Source organism: Methylobacterium durans (genome assembly GCF_003173715.1).
In the GTDB taxonomy this organism is placed as follows: Bacteria; Pseudomonadota; Alphaproteobacteria; order Rhizobiales; family Beijerinckiaceae; genus Methylobacterium; species Methylobacterium durans.
Genome location: NZ_CP029550.1, coordinates 274,941 through 294,878, shown reverse-complemented (window position 1 = coordinate 294,878; position 19,938 = coordinate 274,941). Strand labels below are relative to the sequence as shown.

At 71.7% G+C, this 19,938-nt stretch carries 19 protein-coding genes and 2 pseudogenes; 14 read left to right on the top strand and 7 right to left on the bottom strand.

Going from position 1 to position 19,938, the window contains the following annotated elements; genetic code table 11:
• The first annotated feature begins 188 nt into the window (after positions 1-188).
• The 10 genes and pseudogenes from dnaN (at position 189) to DK389_RS01225 (ending at position 10,535) form a co-directional block, all read left to right on the top strand.
• Entirely contained in the window at positions 189-1,310 is a 1,122-nt protein-coding gene (gene dnaN / locus DK389_RS01265) for a DNA polymerase III subunit beta (protein WP_109886990.1), read from the top strand.
• A 20-nt stretch (positions 1,311-1,330) separates the two neighbouring features.
• Entirely contained in the window at positions 1,331-2,512 is a 1,182-nt protein-coding gene (gene recF, locus DK389_RS01260) for a DNA replication/repair protein RecF (protein ID WP_109895884.1), read from the top strand.
• A gap of 268 nt (positions 2,513-2,780) precedes the next feature.
• Complete coding sequence (recQ, locus tag DK389_RS01255; protein WP_109886988.1) at positions 2,781-4,634, top strand: DNA helicase RecQ; 1,854 nt, start codon at positions 2,781-2,783, stop codon at positions 4,632-4,634.
• 125 nt (positions 4,635-4,759) lie between these two features.
• Positions 4,760-5,947, top strand: coding sequence for a hydrolase (locus DK389_RS01250; protein ID WP_109886986.1), 1,188 nt, complete (start codon positions 4,760-4,762; stop codon positions 5,945-5,947).
• A gap of 159 nt (positions 5,948-6,106) precedes the next feature.
• Complete coding sequence (gene purL, locus DK389_RS01245) at positions 6,107-8,332, top strand: phosphoribosylformylglycinamidine synthase subunit PurL (RefSeq protein WP_109886984.1); 2,226 nt, start codon at positions 6,107-6,109, stop codon at positions 8,330-8,332.
• 31 nt (positions 8,333-8,363) lie between these two features.
• The gene (locus DK389_RS01240; RefSeq protein WP_109886983.1) at positions 8,364-8,600 is read left to right on the top strand and encodes a BolA family protein; all 237 of its coding nucleotides are present in this window, start codon (positions 8,364-8,366) and stop codon (positions 8,598-8,600) included.
• Between the two features lie 26 nt (positions 8,601-8,626).
• Positions 8,627-8,737, top strand: a pseudogene (locus DK389_RS33680) (DUF29 domain-containing protein); the annotation flags it as partial.
• A 76-nt stretch (positions 8,738-8,813) separates the two neighbouring features.
• Positions 8,814-9,125 carry a hypothetical protein gene (locus DK389_RS33675; protein WP_236961131.1) on the top strand — a complete coding sequence of 104 codons (312 nt, stop codon included), beginning with the start codon at positions 8,814-8,816 and terminating at the stop codon, positions 9,123-9,125.
• 28 nt (positions 9,126-9,153) lie between these two features.
• The gene (gene grxD, locus DK389_RS01230) at positions 9,154-9,492 is read left to right on the top strand and encodes a Grx4 family monothiol glutaredoxin (RefSeq protein WP_109886981.1); all 339 of its coding nucleotides are present in this window, start codon (positions 9,154-9,156) and stop codon (positions 9,490-9,492) included.
• Positions 9,493-9,605: 113 nt separating this feature from the next.
• Complete coding sequence (locus DK389_RS01225) at positions 9,606-10,535, top strand: NAD(P)/FAD-dependent oxidoreductase (protein ID WP_236960511.1); 930 nt, start codon at positions 9,606-9,608, stop codon at positions 10,533-10,535.
• Between the two features lie 3 nt (positions 10,536-10,538).
• Here the strand turns inward: DK389_RS01225 and DK389_RS33320 are convergent, their stop codons facing one another.
• Both DK389_RS33320 and DK389_RS01220 read right to left on the bottom strand, forming a co-directional pair.
• Positions 10,539-10,928, bottom strand: a complete 390-nt coding sequence (locus DK389_RS33320; RefSeq protein ID WP_194075149.1) for a DUF2809 domain-containing protein — start codon at positions 10,926-10,928, stop codon at positions 10,539-10,541.
• Complete coding sequence (locus DK389_RS01220) at positions 10,925-11,872, bottom strand: DUF817 domain-containing protein (RefSeq protein ID WP_418291995.1); 948 nt, start codon at positions 11,870-11,872, stop codon at positions 10,925-10,927. The genes DK389_RS33320 and DK389_RS01220 overlap by 4 nt, the downstream gene beginning before the upstream one ends.
• Before the next feature lie 186 nt (positions 11,873-12,058).
• Between DK389_RS01220 and DK389_RS01215 the strand changes: the two genes are divergently transcribed.
• A complete protein-coding gene (locus DK389_RS01215) occupies positions 12,059-12,943 on the top strand; it encodes an SMP-30/gluconolactonase/LRE family protein (RefSeq protein WP_109886979.1) in 885 nt (294 codons plus the stop codon).
• Positions 12,944-13,193: 250 nt separating this feature from the next.
• Entirely contained in the window at positions 13,194-13,412 is a 219-nt protein-coding gene (locus DK389_RS01210; RefSeq protein WP_109886977.1) for a hypothetical protein, read from the top strand.
• Positions 13,413-13,443: 31 nt separating this feature from the next.
• Here the strand turns inward: DK389_RS01210 and DK389_RS01205 are convergent, their stop codons facing one another.
• Both DK389_RS01205 and rpsT read right to left on the bottom strand, forming a co-directional pair.
• Entirely contained in the window at positions 13,444-14,358 is a 915-nt protein-coding gene (locus DK389_RS01205) for a hypothetical protein (protein ID WP_109886975.1), read from the bottom strand.
• A 173-nt stretch (positions 14,359-14,531) separates the two neighbouring features.
• Positions 14,532-14,810 (bottom strand): 30S ribosomal protein S20, encoded by a 279-nt coding sequence (rpsT, locus tag DK389_RS01200; protein WP_109886974.1) that lies wholly within the window; start codon positions 14,808-14,810, stop codon positions 14,532-14,534.
• Between the two features lie 312 nt (positions 14,811-15,122).
• Between rpsT and speB the strand changes: the two genes are divergently transcribed.
• The gene (speB, locus tag DK389_RS01195) at positions 15,123-16,064 is read left to right on the top strand and encodes an agmatinase (RefSeq protein ID WP_236961108.1); all 942 of its coding nucleotides are present in this window, start codon (positions 15,123-15,125) and stop codon (positions 16,062-16,064) included.
• 12 nt (positions 16,065-16,076) lie between these two features.
• On the opposite strand, the gene DK389_RS01190 is transcribed toward speB, so the two are convergent.
• On the bottom strand, positions 16,077-17,003 hold the full coding sequence (locus DK389_RS01190) for a pyridoxamine 5'-phosphate oxidase family protein (protein WP_109886970.1): 927 nt from the start codon (positions 17,001-17,003) through the stop codon (positions 16,077-16,079).
• Positions 17,004-17,010: 7 nt separating this feature from the next.
• Positions 17,011-17,634 (bottom strand): glutathione S-transferase family protein, encoded by a 624-nt coding sequence (locus DK389_RS01185; protein WP_109886968.1) that lies wholly within the window; start codon positions 17,632-17,634, stop codon positions 17,011-17,013.
• A 98-nt stretch (positions 17,635-17,732) separates the two neighbouring features.
• On the opposite strand from DK389_RS01185, the gene DK389_RS01180 reads away from it, so the two are divergent.
• Positions 17,733-18,635, top strand: coding sequence for a LysR family transcriptional regulator (locus DK389_RS01180; protein WP_109886966.1), 903 nt, complete (start codon positions 17,733-17,735; stop codon positions 18,633-18,635).
• 28 nt (positions 18,636-18,663) lie between these two features.
• On the opposite strand, the pseudogene coaBC reads toward DK389_RS01180, so the two are convergent.
• Positions 18,664-19,938: pseudogene (gene coaBC, locus DK389_RS01175) on the bottom strand (bifunctional phosphopantothenoylcysteine decarboxylase/phosphopantothenate--cysteine ligase CoaBC); the annotation flags it as partial.

The following is a 19,938-nucleotide window of genomic DNA, read 5'->3' as shown; positions in this document are numbered from 1 at the left end:
GACCTGCTCCCGAACGGGAGAGGGGGCGTGGCGGTGCTGACGGGAGGATGGCCCGGCGATAGCCCGGGACGGGGCGAATCGGCGTCTTGCCTTCGCAGCGCCCCTTCGCCAAGCTGACCGGCCAGGGTCCCGGAGCACCCGGGCTGCCGGCCGCGGCAGGGCTTCTTCGAACACCAGAGTTTTTTGCGATGAGAGTGACAGTCGAGCGCGCGGCCCTCCTTCGGTCGCTCGGCCACGTGCACCGCGTCGTCGAGCGGCGGAACACGATCCCGATCCTCTCGAACGTCCTCCTGCGCGCGGACGAGGCCGGCCTGCAGCTGAAGGCGACCGACCTCGACATCGAGGTCACCGAGACGGTGCCGGCCGATGTGGTGGATGCCGGCGCCACGACCGTGCCGGCGCACGTCATCTACGACATCGTCCGCAAGCTGCCCGACGGCGCCCAGGTTTCGCTGGAGACGGGTTCGGATGCCGGGCAGATGACGATCCGCTCTGGCCGCTCGCGCTTCTCCCTCGGCGCGCTGCCGGAGGGTGACTTCCCCGATCTCGCCGCGGGCGAGCTTCCGCACCGCTTCACCCTTCTCGCAGCCGACCTGAAGCGCCTGATCGACAAGACGCAATTCGCGATCTCGACCGAGGAGACGCGCTACTACCTCAACGGCATCTACCTGCACACGCTGGAGGTCGAGGGCGGCCTCAAGATGCGGGCGGTCGCCACCGACGGGCATCGCCTCGCCCGGGTCGAGATGGAGGCGCCCGAGGGCAGCCGCGGCATGCCCGGCATCATCGTGCCCCGCAAGGCGGTGGCCGAGATCCAGAAGCTCGTCGACGACGGCGGCGAGAGCGTCGAGATCGAGCTGTCGCCGGCCAAGATCCGCCTTCAATTCGCGAGCGGCGTGACCCTGATCTCGAAGCTCATCGACGGCACCTTCCCCGATTACCAGCGCGTGATCCCGACCGGGAACGACAAGCGCTTGACGGTGGAGCGCGAGTCCTTCGCCAAGGCGGTCGACCGCGTCTCGACGATCTCCTCCGAGCGCGGCCGCGCGGTGAAGCTCGGCCTGCAGGAGGGCCGCCTCGCGCTGTCCGTGAACAATCCCGATTCCGGCAGCGCGACGGAAGAGCTCGACGTCGACTACGACGCGGCGAGCCTCGATATCGGTTTCAACGCCCGCTATCTCCTCGACATCACGGGCCAGCTCGAAGGCGACACCGCACTGTTCAAGCTCGCCGATCCGGGCTCGCCGACGGTGATCCAGGACCGCGACGGCGCGGCGGCGCTCTACGTGCTCATGCCGATGCGGGTGTGAGCGCGCCGGCAGGATCCCCGATCGCCTCCGGAGACGACGCCTCGCGCGACGTGGCGAATGGCGGCCAGCGCCTCACCCGCCTGATCGCCCGCGACTTCCGCAACCACGCCGACCTCGATCTCCGGCTCGATCGGCGCTTCGTCGCTCTCGTCGGCGAGAACGGCGCGGGCAAGACCAACCTGCTGGAGGCGATCTCCCTGTTCTCGCCGGGCCGGGGCCTGCGCCGGGCGGATTTCGCCACGATGGCGCGGGTCTCCGGACCGGGCGGCTTCGCCGTCTCGCTGACACTCGCGCGCGACGAATCCGAGCATCGGCTGGGCACCGGCTACGAGCCGCCGGCCCACGAGGCGCGGGCGAGCCGCATCTGCCGGATCGACGGGGCGGGTGTCCACTCGCCGGTCGCCTTCGCCGAGTTCCTGCGCATCGTCTGGCTGACGCCGGACCTCGACGGCCTGTTCCGCGGGCCGGCGGGCGACCGCCGCCGCTTCCTCGACCGCCTCGTCCTCGCGGTCGATGCCGGCCACGGCGCGCGGGTGAGCGCGATGGAGCGGGCGCTGCGCTCGCGCAACCGCCTGCTGGAGGAGCGGCCCGGCGACGGCCAGTGGCTCGACGCGATCGAGCGCGAGGTCGCCGAACTCGGCGTCGCCGTGGCGCTCGCCCGCCGCGAGACCGTCGAGCGCCTCGACCGCCTGATCGCCGAGACCCGCGACGACGCGCAGCCCTTCCCCTGGGCGAGCGTGCGCCTCGAGGGCGATCTCGACGACCTCGTCGCCGTCTGGCCCGCCATCGAGGCCGAGGATCGTTTCCGCCTCGCCCTGCGACAGGGGCGCCACCGCGACCGGGCGGCCGGGCGCACCCTGACGGGGCCGCAGACCACCGACCTCACCGTGCGCCACGGGCCGAAGGACGTGCCGGCCGCGACCGCCTCGACCGGCGAGCAGAAGGCCCTGCTAATCGGCCTCGTCCTGGCGCATGCCCGCCTCGTCCAGGCGATGAGCGGGCTCGCGCCGATCATCCTCCTCGACGAGGTCGCCGCCCATCTCGACCCGCGCCGGCGGGCCGGCCTGTTCGACGCGCTCGAGGCGCTGCCCGGTCAGGTCTGGATGACGGGCGCCGACGAGGCCCTGTTCGCGGAGCTCGGCGGGCGGGCGGACATGGTGCGCGTCGCGGACGGGCACATCGTGCCGCCAGGCGCTGGTTGAGCGGCCTCACCGGGCGAGGGCGGCCGACCAAGTTCCTGACGGCGCAGCGACGCTTCGCGCCGTTGCGGTCCGTCAGCGAGCGCCGTAGGCACCGCCGCACCCTTGCCGAGGCGGGCGACCAGGGCCAGCTTCCGGGAAGCCGGGCGACGCCCGCGATCGTGCGGGACGTGGCTGCACGCCTCGATCCGCTACGATAGGGTACCCGCCGTGTCGGCGCGGCGTAGGGCGCCGCGCCGATCATTCTCCGTTTTGAGCCCCGACGATTCCCATGACCCAACGCCTCGACGAGGCCCGCGCCGCGCTTCGAGCCACCTTCGGCTACGACGATTTCCGGCCCGGGCAGGCCGAGGTGATCGGGGCCGTGCTCGACGGGTCGGACGTGTTCGCCGTGATGCCGACGGGTTCCGGCAAGTCGATGACCTACCAGCTGCCGGCACTCGTCGCGAACGATCTTACCGTGGTCGTCTCGCCGTTGATCGCGCTCATGCACGATCAGGTGCAGCAGATGCTCGCCTTCGGTGTGGAGGCCGCGACGCTCAACTCCACCGTACCGGAGGCGCAGTCCCGCGAGACTTGGCGCAAGATCCGCTCCGGCGACCTGCGCCTCCTGTTCGTCTCGCCCGAGCGGCTCCTCATGGACGGCTGCATGGAGGCGCTGCGGGGGGCGGGCGTGCGGCGGCTCGCGGTCGACGAGGCGCATTGCGTCTCGCAATGGGGGCACGATTTCCGGCCCGAGTACCGCGACATCGCCCGTGCCCGCGAGGCGCTCGGCAACGTGCAGGTGCTGGCGCTCACCGCCACGGCCGACGCGGCGACGCGCACCGACATCGCCGAGCGGCTGTTCCCCGCGGGCCGCGAGGCGAAGACCTTCGTCCATTCCTTCGACCGGCCGAACATCCGGCTCACCTTTGCGCCGAAGGACAACCCGACCCGCCAGATCGAGCGCTTCCTGCGCCACCGGCGCCAGGAGAGCGGGATCATCTACTGCTCGTCCCGCAAGCGCACGGAGCAGCTCGCGGAGTCGCTGGCCAGGGACGGCTTCACCGCGCTGCCCTACCACGCGGGCCTCGACCAAGGCACGCGCATGCGCAACCAGGACCGGTTCCTGCAGGAGGACGGCGTCGTCATGACGGCGACCGTCGCCTTCGGCATGGGCATCAACAAGCCGGACGTGCGCTTCGTCTGCCACGCCGACATGCCCTCGAACGTCGAGGGCTACTATCAGGAGATCGGCCGCGCCGGGCGCGACGGGCTGCCGGCCGACACGCTGACCATCTACGGCCTCGACGACATGGCGCTCCGCCGCCGCCAGATCGACGAGAAGGAGATCCCGGACGAGCGCCGCCGGGTCGAGCGCCGCAAGCTCGAGGCGATGATCGCGCTGTGCGAGGGCGCCACCTGCCGGCGGCAATCGCTGCTCGCCTATTTCGGCGAGACGAGCGGCGCTTGCGGCCGCTGCGACCTCTGCCGCGGCGGCGTCACCCTCGTCGACGGCACGGTCTCGGCCCAGAAGGTGCTCTCGGCCATCGTGCGCACCGGCCAGCGCTTCGGGGCCGCCTATATCTGCGACGTGGTGGGCGGCAAGGAATCCGAGCCGATCCGCCGCAACGGCCACACGCAGCTCAAGACCTTCGGGGTCGGCTCCGACAAGCCGGTCGCGGCCTGGCGCGCCATCCTGCGCCAACTCTTCGCCGCCGGCGCGGTCGCCGAGAACGGCGACGGCTTCGGCGGACTCTCGATGACCGAGAAGGGCGAGGCGATCCTGTTCGGGCGCGAGCCGATCCAGCTCCGGCCGGACCCGGAGCCGAAGGCGGCCGAGCCCCGCGAGCGCCGCCGCACGGCTGCCCGCGACGACGAGGCCCTGGCGCTCAGCGAGGCGGACGAGGCCCTGTTCCAGCACCTGCGCGGCCTGCGCGCGACGATCGCGCGCGGGGAGGGCATTGCCGCCTTCATGGTCTTTCCTGACCGGACGCTGATCGAGATGGCACGCCAGAAACCCGTGGACCTCTGGGCGCTCCGCTCGGTGCACGGCGTCGGCGAGCGCAAGCGCGAGGCGTACGGCGAGCGCTTCGTCGCCGCGATCGCGGACTTCCTCGCGCAGCCGCAGGCGGAGCGGGCCTGACGCCGCCTGTAGCCAGTGCATCCGCTTCGGCGTATCCCAGCGCCCTCGCGCCACCCCTCAGACCGGATCATCCAGCCATCTCGCGCCCCGATTCCCCCGCTCGGCCCCTCCGGCAGATCTTCTACATGCCGGGCTTCGATCCGCGGCCGCCCGAGACCTACTGGGGCCTGTTCCGGCGCGAGAGCCGCCTGACCGCCGCCCGGCGGGCGCACGCGATCGCGGTCGGGGACCCGGTGCGCGCCGCCGACGGAATGAGCCTCGACTGGACGGTCGCGTTCGACGGGCAGACCACCCGCTACAGTCTGCTGCGCTGGGACGACATCGTCGTGGCCCGCTTCCCCCGGCGGAATTGGCAGCGGCTGCGCGACGTGCCGGTCCAGTGGTGGCGGCTCTGGCGCAGCGGCTACGTGAAGCGCTTCCGGCGGGAAGCGCGCCGATTCTCGACCATCATCCTCGGCGTGCACCAGATCTACCTGGCGTTCGTGCTGCTGAGCCTCGCCCTTGCGGCCGGATTGGTCGCGATGGCGCCGGACGCGGCTCGGCCGTGGTCGCTCCTCGCCGTTCCCGTCCTCGCCTACGGCATCCTCGGGGCGCTCACCCGCCTGACCCGCGGCAAGCCGCTCTACGTCGCCCACCTCGTCGACGACACCTCGTTCACGCACGACCATGCGAGCGGCGCGGAAGGCCGCATGCACGACCGGCTCGACGCGATGGCCGAGCGCATCCGCGCCGCCGAGGGGACGGCGCCGGAGATCGTCGTCATCGGCCATTCTTCATCCAGCTTCCTCGCCATCGAGGCCCTCGACCGGATCCTCGCCCGCGATCCCGGTTTCGGCCGGCGCGGCACCCCGGTCTCCCTGGTCACGATCGGCAGCGTGATTCCCTGGATCGCCCTCGATCCGCGCGCGGTGCAGGTGCGCGGATCGCTCGCCCGGGTCGCCGCGGCCGACGCGATCGGCTGGCTCGACGTCCGGGCCGATTGGGACTGGCTCTCGGTCCACCTGCGCGATCCGCTGATCGCCTCGGGGCTCTCGTCGCCGGGCCCGGGCCGTCCGGCTGTGATTCGCGTGCGCCAGCAGGACCTTGTCGCACCGGATCTGCTCAGGCTGAAGAGCCGCCAGTACAATCTCTTCCAGACGCATTTCCAGCTGCTGATGTCGGCGCACGATCCGGCCGCGTTCGACTACATCGAGTTCGTAGCCGGACCGGAGCCGGTTCACGCCGTCGTGGCGCGGGCGCGCGAGGGAAGGGCGGATGGCGCGGGGGCCGCCGGCGATGCGGCGTCGAGGGCGCCCGAGACAACCTTGGGCTGAGCGCCCGGACCCCAGCCGAAACGCGATGCCCTGCGATCGATTGTTGCCAGCCCGGCCGCTTCCGCTCTAGAGCCGTCGCCAGAGCGGCCGCCCGCGCGGGGACGACGGAGAGACCCGTCGGCCCGGAGCGGGCCGGCCCGATATCCGCCGAGATCCGCCATGTTCCGAAACGACGTTCCCATCACGCCGGACCTCGTCCGCCAGCACGGCCTGACCCCGGACGAGTACGAGCGCTTCCGCGGGCTGATCGGCCGTGACCCGACCCTGACCGAGCTCGGCATCGTCTCGGCCATGTGGAACGAGCACTGCTCCTACAAGTCCTCGCGCAAGCACCTGCGGGGCCTTCCGACGAGCGCGCCCTGGGTGATCCAGGGTCCCGGCGAGAACGCGGGCGTGATCGACATCGGCGACGGGCTCGCCTGCGTCTTCAAGATGGAGAGCCACAACCACCCGAGCTTCATCGAGCCCTACCAGGGCGCGGCGACCGGTGTCGGCGGCATCCTGCGCGACGTCTTCACCATGGGCGCGAGGCCCATCGCGGCGCTGAACGCCCTCCGCTTCGGCTCGCCGGACCACCCGCGCACGCGCCATCTCGTCTCGGGCGTCGTGGCCGGCATCGGCGGCTACGGCAATTCCTTCGGTGTGCCCACGGTCGGCGGCGCCGTCGGCTTCCACCCGCGCTACGACGGCAACATTCTCGTCAACGCCATGGCGGTGGGCTTGGCGAAGACGGATTCGATCTTCTACGCGGCGGCGACCGGCGTCGGGAACCCGATCGTCTATCTCGGCTCGAAGACCGGCCGGGACGGCATCCACGGCGCCACCATGGCCTCGGCCGAGTTCGACGAAGAATCCGAATCGAAGCGCCCGACCGTGCAGGTCGGCGACCCCTTCGCCGAGAAGCTGCTGCTCGAAGCCTGCCTGGAGCTGATGGCCTCCGGCGCCGTCATCGCGATCCAGGACATGGGCGCGGCGGGACTCACCTGCTCGGCCGTCGAGATGGGCGCCAAGGGCGATCTCGGCGTCGAGCTCGACATCGACAAGGTGCCGGCCCGCGAAGAGGGCATGACGCCCTACGAGATGATGCTCTCCGAGAGCCAGGAGCGCATGCTCATGGTGCTCAAGCCGGGCATGGAAGCGGAGGCGGAGGCCATCTTCGTGAAATGGGGCCTCGATTTCGCGGTGATCGGGCGCACCACCGACACGCTCCGCTTCGTCATCAAGTGGCACGGCGAGACGGTGGCCGATCTGCCGATCAAGGAGCTCGGCGACGAGGCGCCGCTCTACGACCGGCCGCACCGCTCGAACGTCCACCTGCCGATCCTCAACGCGTCCGAAGTCGCCGAGCCGGCCTCCCTGACCGACGCGCTGAAGCGCCTCGTCGGCTCGCCCGACCTCGCCTCGAAGCGCTGGGTCTACGAGCAGTACGACCACTTCATCCTCGGCAACACCGTCGAGACGCCGGGCGGCGACGCGGCGATCGTGCGCGTCGAGGACGGGCCGAAGGGACTCGCGCTCACCACGGACGTGACGCCCCGCTACTGCGAGGCGGACCCGGTCGAGGGCGGCCGTCAGGCGGTGGCCGAGGCGTGGCGCAACATCACCGCGGTGGGCGGGCGCCCGCTCGCCATCACCGACAACCTGAATTTCGGCAATCCCGAGAAGCCCGAGGTGATGGGCCAGCTCGTCGGCTGCCTCCAGGGCATCGGCGAGGCCTGCCGGGCCCTCGACTTCCCCGTCGTGTCGGGCAACGTCTCGCTCTACAACGAGACGAACGGCGTCGGCATCCTGCCGACCCCGACCATCGGCGGCGTCGGCGTGATCGACGACGTCGAGCGCCGCGCCGGCATCGCCCTGAAGCGGGAGGGCGACGCCCTCATCCTCGTCGGCGCGACGGACGGCTGGCTCGGCCAATCGACCTACCTCGCGGTGATCGAGGGCCGGGAGGAGGGCGCGCCGCCGCCCGTGGATCTCGGGATCGAGCGCCGCAACGGCGACTTCGTGCGCGGCCTCATCACTTCGGGGCTCGTCGACACCGTGCACGACCTCTCGGACGGCGGACTCGCCGTGGCGCTCGCCGAGATGGCGATGGCCGGCGACATCGGCGCGGCGCTCCCCGAGGTGCCGATGGACCTGCCCGCCCACGCCTACCTGTTCGGCGAGGACCAGGGCCGCTACCTGATCGCGGTCGACCCCGAGACGGCGACCGAGATCCTCTACAGCGCCGCGGCGCAGGGGATCGACGCGGGCGTCGTCGGCGTGACGGGGACCGAGCATTTGACCCTGCCCGGCGGGCAGACCATATCGGTCGCGGAGCTGCGCGAGGCGCACCAGGGCTGGTTTCCGGCCTATATGGCGAGCCAGCCCGCGGGGGCGGCGGCCTGATCCCTCCCTCCGAGACCCGAGGAGCCAGACGATGCCGATGGACGCGCGCGAGATCGAGGCGATGATCCGCGAGGCCCTGCCCGACGCACAGATCGAGATCAAGGATCTCGCCGGCGACGGCGACCATTACGCCGCCACCGTCATCTCCTCGGCTTTCCGGGGCAAGACCCGCGTCGCCCAGCATCAGATGGTCTACGGCGCGCTCCAGGGGCGGATGGGGGGCGTGCTCCACGCCCTTGCGCTGACGACGGGCGTCCCTCAGGATTGAAGGATTGACGCGGGACCGAGGGCCCGATGGATCACCCGAGCCTCTACGACGACGACATCGTGACCCGGTCCGAGCAGCAGGGCGCGGCCCTGCGCGCGCTCGGCAACCGCGCGGACCGGTCGAACGCACTCGACCGGGAGAACGTCGCCGAGGAGATCGAGAGCGTGGGCCGGTCCCAGGCCCAGGGCGCGGAGAGCGCTCACGCTCGTCCTCGTGCTGAAGTACCTCTGGGGGCCGGCCGCGCCATCCTGCCGGTCATGGCGCGGCGAGGTGCTGGCCTACCAGACCGCGGCGCGGCGGAACTATCGGCGTGCCATGCGTCAGAGGATCGACTGGGAGGATCTCTGGATCACCGCCAGGAAGTGCGCGGACGCGGAGCTCCGCCTGTTCGGAGACAGGCTGGTGGATGGGCTACCCGACCGGTTGCCGTTCGATCCCGACGGGTTGGTGTCCCGCGATTTCGACAGGGACCGGGCCCTCGAACGCCTCGCCGCGGCAATGGAAATTCCCAGCGACCATCATTAGATCACCCGCATCGAGCAAGGACGAACCCATGACCGACGTCAACGCCACCATCGAGACCGAGATCAAGTCGCAGGACGTGGTCGTGTTCATGAAGGGCACGCCGCAATTTCCGATGTGCGGCTTCTCGGGGCAGGTGGTGCAGATCCTCAATTACCTCGGCGTGCCGTTCAAGGGCGTGAATGTCCTCGACGACATGGCGATCCGCGAGGGCATCAAGGCCTTCTCGAACTGGCCGACCATCCCGCAGATCTACGTGAAGGGCGAGTTCGTCGGCGGCTGCGACATCACCCGCGAGATGTTCCAGTCGGGCGAACTGCAGCAATTCCTGTCCGAGAAGGGCATCCCGGTGAAGACCGCCGCAGCCTGATCCGGGCCGTCACGCGATTTCCGGATCGACGGAAGGGGCGCCGCGGGCGCCCTTTTTCGTGCCGGCCCGGAAACGATCGCGGTGTCTCGGCGCTTGCCTCGTTCGGGAGCCGCATGCGCGGTCCTGATCTGGGGGAGCGATCCCATGCGCGACGTCATCATCGTGGGCGGGGCCCGGCCGGCCTCAACTCGGCCCTGATCCTCGGGCGCTGCCGGCGCAACGTGCTGCTCTGCGACAAGGGCGAGCCGCGCAACGCCGTCACGCCCCGGACCTGGGGCCTCTTCACCCGCGACGGGACGCCGCCCTTTGATCTGAGGGCGGCTGGGCAGGCCGACCTCGACCGCTACCCCACGGTCGAGCGCCGCGACATCGAGGTGGTGGGCGCGCGTCGCGACGGTGAGGGGTTCGAGGTGCGCCTCGCGGACGGGAGCCTCGAACGCGCCCGCCGCCTGATCCTGGCCACCGGCCTCCACCAGAACCTGCCCGAGATCGAGGGCTTGGCCGAGCACTGGGGCACGGGCGTCCATTCCTGCCCCTATTGCGACGGCTACGAGGCCCGCGACGAGCCGATCGTCGCCTACGCGCACGGGGCCGTCGCCAAAGGCTTCGCCCTGGAGCTGACCGCCTGGAGCCGCGACGTCACGCTCTGCACGGACGGGCGCCCGACCGAGCTGTCCGACGAGGACCGCGCCCGCCTCGCCCGCAACGGCGTGCGCCTCGTCACCGACCGGGTGCGGCGTCTTCACGGCGACGGCGACCGCCTCACCCATATCGAGCTCGCCGATGGCGGCACGCTGCCCTGCCGCGCCGTCTTCCTGATGCCCGCCGAGTGCCTGCCCTCCGACCTCGTGCGCGAGCTCGGCTGCGACCTGACCGGGAAGGGCACCGTGCCGACCCGCGACTACGAGAAGACCAACGTGCCCGGCCTGTTTGTCGCCGGCGATGCCTCGCGCCGCGTCCAGTTCGCGGTCGTGGCCGCCGCGGAGGGGGCGATGGCCGCCTTCGCAGTCAACATGGAGCTCCTGAGCGAGGACACCCGCTGAGCCTCAGCTGCTCCGGCGCCCGGCGCCGACCCGGCGCGTGGCGAGGAAGGCCAGCGCGACGCCGGCCGCGTAGGAGAGGAGGTTCCAGGCCGAGAAGATCCGGCCGAGGAGCAACTGCCCGGCAAGCGTCAGACGGAATGCGTCGAGGCCGGGCGCGCGGTAGAGGCGGAACAGCTCGATCGCGGTGGCCGCCAGGAAGGCCGCGGCGAGGGCCGCCCTTTCGCCCCACCCGCGGGGGCGCAGGGCCGCCGCCAGCAGGAACAGCATGGCGCCCCACAGGATGCCGCCGCCGACATGGTGGACCCGGAGCGGCAGGCCCCAGGGCACGAGCCGCAGGGCGAGCCCGGCGAGGATCACCAGGGCCGCCGCAGCGAGGTACGCGCCGCGGCTCACGGCCTCGGAACGCGCGCCCGGACCGCGACGGCCGTCGCGATGCCGTTCACCCAGGCCACGAGCGTGTAGGAGACGATCATCAGGAGGAACCACGAGCTCAGCTTTGAGAGCGGGACAAGGGACCAGCGCAGCCTCTGGCTGGGATAGAGCCACGTCCCGGTCGCCGTGCCGATGTTCTCCGCGAACCAGATGAACAGGGCGACGAGCGTCAGGCCCAGGAGAAGCGGCATGCGGCGGTGGACGACCCACACCTTGAAGTAGATGGTCGTCCTGGCGAAGAGCACGGCCACCGCGAGGATCAGCCCGAACCGGAGGTCGGGCAGCCGGGTGTTCGTCAAAAAGTTTACGTAGATCGCCGCCGAGAGCACGGCGAGCGCCGCGAGCGAGGGGTGGCGCGTGAAGCGGAAGTCGAAGAGGCGCCAGACCCGCGCGAGATAGCTCCCGACGGCAGCGTACATGAAACCCGTGAAGAGCGGCACGCCCCCGATGCGGAACAGGCTCGCCTCCGGGTAGGCCCAGCTTCCGATCGCCGTCTTGTGGACCTCCATGATCGTCCCGATGACGTGGAAGATCAGGATGACCTTGGCCTCGTCCAGGGTTTCGAGCCGCAGGCGGAGCATGATGATCTGGATGGAGACCGCCGCGACGAAGAGGAGGTCGTAGCGCGCCAGCGGAGCCGCGGCTGGGTAGGCCCAGTGGGTGACGATCAGCATCCCGAGGAGGAGACCGCCGAACAGGCAGGCCCAGGCTTGCTTCAGCCCGAACCGCAGGAACTCGTAGGTGGCCACGGCGAGCGGGCCGCGCGCCGCCGCGGCGGCTCCGAGGCGCCCGTCCGCCTCCACGAACCGGGCGAGCGGCGGCCACGCCGCCGCGGCGCTACCGGCCGCGCCAGGCGGGTCTCTTCTCGCAGCCGCCCCCGCGAGACGCTCGTCGGTCTCGATCACGCCCCCGATCCTCCGCCGCACGCCATTGCACAGAACCTGCGGGATCGCCAGCCACAGGTCTCCGCTCCGGCGCCATCCTGTGCAGCCCGCCCGATCCCGCGGCATCGTCCAGGGACGCCCGCGCAGGTCGCGCGTTGTACCCGCGCACCCTCCGGACGAACTCCAGCCTCAAGGACGCCCGCACGCATGGCCCCACTCGTCCACCCCCACACGCCCCGCGTCGCCGTGGCCTGCGGCTGCGAACTCGGCGAGGAGATCCTGTGGGATGCGCGGTCAGGGATTCTGGTCTGGGTCGACATCGAGAATCCCGCGATCTGGCGCCACAGGCCGGAGACCGACCAAACGCACCGCCTTCCCCTGGACGAGAAGATCAGCTTCGCCCTGCTCACCCCTGATCCCACGCGGGTGCTCGCCGGCTTCAAGTCGGGCGTGGCCTGCCTCGACCTAGAGACCGGTGCCCGCACGCCGCTGGTGCGGCCCGACCCGCATCCGCCGGGCAACCGGCTCAACAGCGGCAATGTCGGCCCGGATGGCGCCCTCTGGTTCGGCAGCATGGACGACGGCGAGACGGAACCCTCCGGCGGCTTCCACCGCTGGGACGGGGAGACCCTGCTCGATTTCGGAGGCTCGGCCGCGGTGACGAACGGGCCGGTCGTCAGCCCCGACGGGACGCGGATCTACACGATCGACACCGCCGACGGCGTCGTCCGGGTGCACGACCTCGACGGCACGCGGGTCGGCGAGCCGCGCCCGCTCATCACCTTCGAGCCGGGCTGGGGCAAGCCGGACGGGCTCACCCTCGATACGGAGGGGCACCTCTGGATCTGCCACTACGCCGGCTCGCGCATCACGCGATTCGCGCCGGACGGCACGGTGGAGCGGATCCTGCCGGTGCCGACCGCGCTCGTCACGAAATGCGCCTTCGGCGGCCCCGATCTCTCGACTCTCTTCATCACCACCTGCCGGCGCGGCCGCGACCCGGCGCTCGACCCAATGGCGGGACACGTCTTCCGGGTGGACACCGAGTTCCGCGGCTTCGCGGCCAACCTCTATCGGAGTGCGGAACGCTGAGCGCCGGGCGATTGGTGCGCCCGCGAACATTTGGCACCACTTCGGCCGAGACGCACGAAGCCTTGCGAATGCCGACCTGCCCAACACAGAGTGCGGTTTCGCACCGCGGCCGGGCCGCGGGAATGCGAGGGTTAATTATTGGTTGACGGGCGACGACTTTCGGAACTTTTACCGACTGTCCCGTTATTCACACGGCCGAGCTTACCACGGCCGCCCGCAGCCCTCTCGTCACCGCAGGTGCGAGGACGTCATGCCCGTTTTCGACGCGAAGAACCTGGACAGCAGCTTCGAGGGTCAGGCCCTTCTCACCGCTCTGCTGCATCCGACGCGGGCCGAGCAGGCGCGGGCGCGCATCAACGGCCGCCGTCGCGCGGTGCGCGCGGCGACGATGACGGACCCGATGGCGATCGAGCCGCGCTTCCCTGTGCGCTCCGACGATCTCGCGGCAACACCCGTCCCGACGACCTGATCCGTCCGCCTCGACGCGGTGAGGCTCGCTCTCACCACGATTGCGGGGTGATCAGCCCCTGACGCGTGACCACGACCCAGTCGCGGCCGCGACGCTCGACCGCCTCGACGCGGCCGATCCCGGGCACGGTGTCGCCGGGTGCGACCTCCACAAGGCGCCGCTTCTTGTCCTCCAGCATCGCCGCTCCGTCGTAGACGTCGCGAACGGCCCAGCCCTCGATCACGGCGGGCTTCGGCTTCTCGGGGATCGCACCGGTCTGGGCGGGCTCGGCTTTCGCCGAGGCGGCCGGTGCGGGCGCCGGTGCGACGACCGACGCCGCGACGGGACGCTTCTCGATCGATGTCGCGAGGGCGGCCATCCGGGTCGCGTGCTCGCGGTCCGATTGCTCGATCCGCTCGCCCAGCGCGGTCAGGCGTGCCGAGACCGTCTGCTCCATCTTGGTCAGCCGCTCGGTGACGCCGCTCGCGCGCGTCTTGGCGTCGCCACGCGAGACTTCATTCGCGTCCTTGAGGGCGGCGAGGGTGCGGCCGATCCGCTCGATCTCAGTGTTGAGGCGAGCGGCCTCCACGCGACTGGCCTCCAGGCCCGACTGCACCTCCGTGAGGGCGCCGGCTGCCCGGTCGATCCGCGGCGCCGAAAGGGTACTGGCGCCGGCGCCGACGAGGGTGCCGACGGCGAGCGCGGCGCAGGCCACGCCCGCAACGCGCCCGTCGAGCCTGAATGTCGGCCGGGCGCGAACCGCCGCAGAGGCGGCCTTCCGGCCCGGAGCCACGGGTTCGACGACGGGCTGAGACTTGGCGGCCTCAGGCTCCGAGGCATGAGGCTCGGCTTTCGCAGCCTCGGTCCTGGCCGCGCCCGAGACGATGGCCTTCAGCTGCTCCTGCGGCGACGGCGTGCTCTGAGCGGCGGGCTTCTCGGCGCCCGCCTCGATGCCGGATGTGCTCATGGCTCTCGTCCTGGCCGATGCATCTTCGGATGATCCCGAAAGCATTGGTTAAGGACGTTTGTTTACCGAAAGGTTACCGGGCGCCCGGATCGGCGCTCCCGCCCGGCACCCGAGCACGAAAAAGCCCGGCGCAAGGGCCGGGCTCGTTCATCGACGTTCCAGGACGTGGAGCGTCAGGCGGCCGGAGCGGCGCTGAGCGACTTCACCCGCGCGGCGAGGCGCGAGACCTTCCGGGACGCGTTGTTCTTGTGCACGATGCCGTGCTGAGCGGCCCGCATGATCTCGGGCTCGGCGCTGCGGAGGGCGGTCAGGGCCGTCTCAGGGTTGCCGGCGGCGATCGCCTCCTCGACCTTGCGGACGAAGGTGCGCATGCGCGAGCGGCGCGAGCGGTTGATCGCCGTGCGCTTGGCGATCTTGCGGGTCATCTTCTTGGCCGACACGGTGTTGGCCATGGGCATCCTCGTCTCGTCGGGCGATACCGACGGGCCGGACTCGGCCGTGTGTCGGTCAACGCGTGCTGTTGTCAGGCAATGGCGAAGCAGAGGGTTCGCGAAAAGCGCGAGCCCTCGGCGGAGGGGGTCCTATACGCGTACGTCCCTGAGTCGTCAACGCGAGGGCCGGCCCGGACGGCTTGATCCCGCGAGCCCCGTCATCCGATGATCGAACCCGTGCAGCCGACCGGAGGTGCCAGGGTGGGGCAGGGGTTGAGCGAGACGGGCGAGGAGCCGGCGGAGCGGATCGCCCGGTACCATCCGGCCTCCGGCATGGAAACGCCGCGCTACGCGGGTGTCGCGAGCTTCCTGCGCCTGACCCATCTCGAACCGGCCGCCGCGGCCGGCGAGATCGACATCGGCCTCGTCGGCATCCCCTTCGACGGGGCGACGACGAACCGGCCCGGCGCGCGGCTCGGCCCCCGCGCCGTGCGGGAGACCTCGACGGGCACGCGGCTCTTCAACCCGGCGACCGGCATCGCGCCCTACGCGCTGGCGGCCTGCGCCGATCTCGGCGACGTGCCCGTGAACCCCCTCGATGCCGCCGACACCTGCCGGCGCATCGAGGCTTTCCACGCGGGCCTCAGGGCGGGGGGTGTGGTGCCCCTCTCGGTCGGCGGCGACCACCTCGTCACCTATCCGATCCTGCGCGCGCTCGGCAGCGGCCGCCCCCTCGGCCTCGTGCATATCGACGCGCACAGCGACACCGACGACGGCCAGTACGGCGGCATGCCGCTCACTCACGGCACGCCCTTCCGGCGGGCGGTGGAGGACGGCGTGCTCGATCCCCGGCGCACGGTGCAGATCGGCATACGCGGCAGCCTCGACGCGGCCGACGAGCGGGACTGGGCCTGTGCCCAGGGCATCCGCATCCTCACGATGGAGGAGACGCTGGCCCGCGGGCTGCCGGAGATCGTGGCCGAGGCCCGCGCCATCGTAGGCGAGGGGCCGGCCTATCTGAGCTTCGACATCGATTCCCTCGATCCCGCCTACGCGCCGGGCACCGGCACGCCCGAGATGGGCGGTTTCACCGCCCGCGAGGCCCTGTATCTCGTGCGGGGGATGCGCGGCCTCGATCTCGTGGGCGCCGATCTCGTCGAGGTCGCGCCGTCGCTCGACCCGACGGGCGTGACGGCGCTCGCGGGCGGGACGCTCGTCTTCGAGATCCTGTGCCTGTTGGCGGACGCGGTGGCCTGTCGGCGCTTCGCGGCCTGACCGCCCCGAACCTCAATCCGGGGCGGCCCAGGCGCCGGTCCGCGCGAGGAAGGGCGAGGCGTCGAGGAGGAGCCAGCGCAGCGGCACCGCGCCGGGGCGCCGCCACCCGTGCAGGGCGCGGAACCTCCAGGATCGGCGCGCGCCCTCGAACCCGTCCGCCTCCGACCCGTCCCAGTCTATGGCAACCTCGCCCTGCAGCGTGAGGACGTCGCCGCTGTCGAAGTCGAGGAAAAGCAGCGAGGCCCGCTTCTCGCCGAGAAGGTTCCCGAGCGTATTGAAGTAACGGTTGCCGGCAAAATCCGGGATCGTGAGCACGTCTCCGGCAACGCGCACGAAACCCGGGCGGCCGCCGCGGTGAGAGATGTCTGCACCGGCCGCGGGGCCGACGCCGGAGCGGGCGCGGCTCGCCACGAAGAACGTGTCGGCGCCCGCGATCAGCGCGCGTGCCGCCTCGTCGAGCCGAGTGAGGGTCTCCGTGGGGCCGGCCACACGCGGCGCCGGCTCGACGGCACGGCGCTGGATGTATCTCGGGCAGTTCCCGAAACTCTGCTCGACCGAGACCGTGAACCCGGCAGGATCGATCGCGGCGACGCGCCCGTTCGCGCGGTTGCGCCGCCGCGTCGACAAATCGAGTCCCAGCAGCCCGATCTCGGCGGCGGGGCGGAGCACGGCCGCGGCGGGATCGTCGCCGGCCGGCAGGGCCGAAACACGGAGGGTGACCGGATCCTCCGCAGCGACGAAGCCGGGCCGACCCGTGAGAATCGTGGCGATCGGCGCGCCCGCCGCGTCGACGAGTCCGGCGAACAGGTAGGGCAGGCCCGCGAAGAAGTCGCGGTGCTGCTCGGGCATGAAGGAGCGGATGGCCGGCGTGTCGCCGATCACGCCGTCGCCGAGCGCCTGGGCGGCGATCTCGTCCGCGTGGAAGCTGGGGGCAGCCATGGCATCCTCAGGCGGCCTCCGGGACAGGAGACGCGGGCATCGGCACGAAGCCTGGCAGAGCCTCGATCCGTCGGAGCCAGGCCCGAATCGCGGGGTAGGGCTCCAGCGAGACCCCGCCCTCCGGCGCGTGGGCGACGTAGGCGTAGCAGGCGACGTCCGCGATCGTCGGATGCGCCGCGGCGAGGTAGGCGCGCTCGCCGAGATGCCCCTCCATGAAGCCCAGGATCCGCGCCGCGGTCTCCTCGACGGCGGCGCGGTCGGCCTGCGCGCCGAACAGCGCCATCAGCCGGGCGAGGGCCGGCCCGTAGCGGACCTCACCCGCGGCGACCGAGAGCCAGCGCTGCACCTGCGCAGCCAGATCCGGCGCATCCGGCAGCCACTCGCCAGCAGGGGCGTAGCGCCGGGCGAGGTAGACCAAGATGGCGTTGCTGTCGGCAACGACGACGTCGCCATCGACGAGCACGGGGATCTGCCCGAGCGGGTTCAGCTGGCGGAAGGGCGCGCTTGCGCGCACGTCGGCGCCGCTCTCGACGAAGCGGTAGGGCAGGCCGAGCAGCGACAGGAACAGCTCGGCCCGGTGCGAGTGGCCCGACAGGCGCAGGCCGTGGAGGGTGAGGGTCGGTTCGGTCATGGCGGGTCTCCGGTTGGACGGGCCCAAGTTATTCTTGCGCGTATGAAGCGAAATCCGTCAGGGTCGACCGACAGACTTTCAGTTTCCGGAAAGATCGCGTGGACCGGCTCGATGAACTGGCGATCTTCGTCGCGATCGTCGAACAGGGCAGCCTCGCCGCCGCGGCGCGCCGGCTTCGGCGCTCGGCGCCGGCCGTGACCCGCGCGCTCGCGGGGCTGGAGGAGAGGGCCGGCATCCGGCTCCTTGAGCGGACGACGCGCCGCCTCGCGCCGACCGAGGCCGGGCGGGCCTTGGCCGAGCAGGCCCGCGCGGTGCTCACCGCGTACGAGACCGCGATGGGAGGCCTGTCCGACGCACCCGTCCGGGGCCTGCTGCGGGTCACGGCGCCGATCCAGTTCGGGCGGCTGCACATGGCGCCGGTGGTCGCGAGCTTCCTCGACGCGCATCCCGAGACGCAGGTCGAGCTGGTCCTCGCCGACCGCAATCTCGACCTGATCGAGGACGGGCTCGATCTCGCTCTACGGATCGACCACCTCGCCGATTCGAGCCTTCTCGTGCGGCGGGTCGGCACTGTCCGCCGGGTGCTCGTGGCGAGCCCGGCCTATCTCGCGGCGCGCGGCATCCCGGAATCCCCCGCCGATCTCGCCGCGCACGACACGATCTTCGGCTCCCCTCGCACGGATGTCCGGGAATGGCGCTTCGGCTCGGACCGGCGGGGCACCGTGGTCCGGCTCGCGCCGCGGCTCCTCGTCAACGAGATCGAGGCGCAGCTCATCGCCGTCAGGGCCGGACGGGGCATCGCGCGGGTCCTGTCCTATCAGGTCGCCGAGGAGGTGGCGGCGGGCCGTCTCGTCCGCCTGCTGCGCTCCCACGAGCCGCCGCCGATCCCGGTCCAGCTCGTAGCGCGGGGCGGGCCCCACCGGCCGCCCAAGGTCGCGGCCTTCCTCGACCACGCGGCCGAGCGCCTGCGGCGCCTGCCCGTGATCCGCGAGGAGGAATAGGGCGCCGGCCGCCCCGCTCAGGGGCGGTGAGCATCCGGGCGAAGACCTGGACCAGGCGGCGCGCCACCTCGTCCTTGTCGAGCGTCGGCCAGCTCTCGACCGAGCCGTCGCGGGCGACGAGGTGGACGGTGTTGCGCTCTCCGCCCATCACCCCGCCGGCGGGCGAGACGTCGTTCGCCACGATCAGGTCGCAGCCCTTCCGGCCGATCTTGGCGCGGGCGTAGTCGATGACCGTGTCGGTCTCGGCCGCGAAGCCGACGACGAGCCCGGGGCGGCCCTCCTGCCGGCGCGCGATCGTCGCGAGGATGTCCGGGTTCTCGACGAGCCCGAGGGGGGCCGGCGCGGCGCCGTCCTTCTTGATCTTCGCGTTGTGGGCCTCGGCGGGCCGGAAATCGGCGACCGCCGCCGTGAAGATCGCGAGATCGGCGGGCAGCGCCGCCTCGGCCGCCGCCAGCATCTCGCGGGCCGTCTCGACCCGGACAACGCGCACGCCTTCCGGGTCGGGGATCGCGACCGGCCCCGAGACCAGGGTCACGGCGGCGCCCGCGGAGGCGGCGGCCGCCGCTATGGCGTGGCCCTGACGCCCGGAGGAGCGGTTGGCGATGTAGCGCACGGGGTCGATCGGCTCGTGGGTCGGGCCCGAGGTCACGAGGACGCGCCGGCCCGCGAGCGGCCCGGCCGGCCGGCGCCCGGCGAGGAAGCCGAGCCCACCCGTTTCCCCGGCCCTCTCCGCCAGAATGGCCTCGACCGCCTCCACGATCTCCGACGGTTCGGCCATGCGGCCGGGCCCGTGCTCGGCCTCGGCCATCGGACCCTCGTTCGGTCCGACGACCCGCACCCCGTCGCCGGTCAGCGTCGCGAGGTTGCGGCGGGTCGCCGGGTGCTGCCACATCCGCACGTTCATGGCGGGCGCGATCAGGATCGGCAGCGTCGTCGCCAGCAGCACCGTCGAGGCGAGGTCGGGCGCGAAGCCGCCGGCCATGCGGCCCATCAGGTTGGCGGTGGCGGGCGCCACCACGACGACGTCGGCGTCGCGGGCGAGCTTGATGTGGCCGATATCCGCCTCGTCCGCCCGGTCGAACAGGTCGGTATGCGCCCGGTCGCCCGCGAGCGCGGCCGCGGCGAGGGGCGTCACGAATTCCTGCGCTCCCTTGGTGAGGACCGGGCGCACCGCCGCGCCGCGCTCGCGCAGGCGCCGGATCAGGTCGAGGGACTTGTAGGCCGCGATCCCCCCGCCGATGACGAGGAGGATGCGGCGGTTCTGCAGGGGCCGGTCGGACGGCTGTTCCGAGGAGCGTTCCAT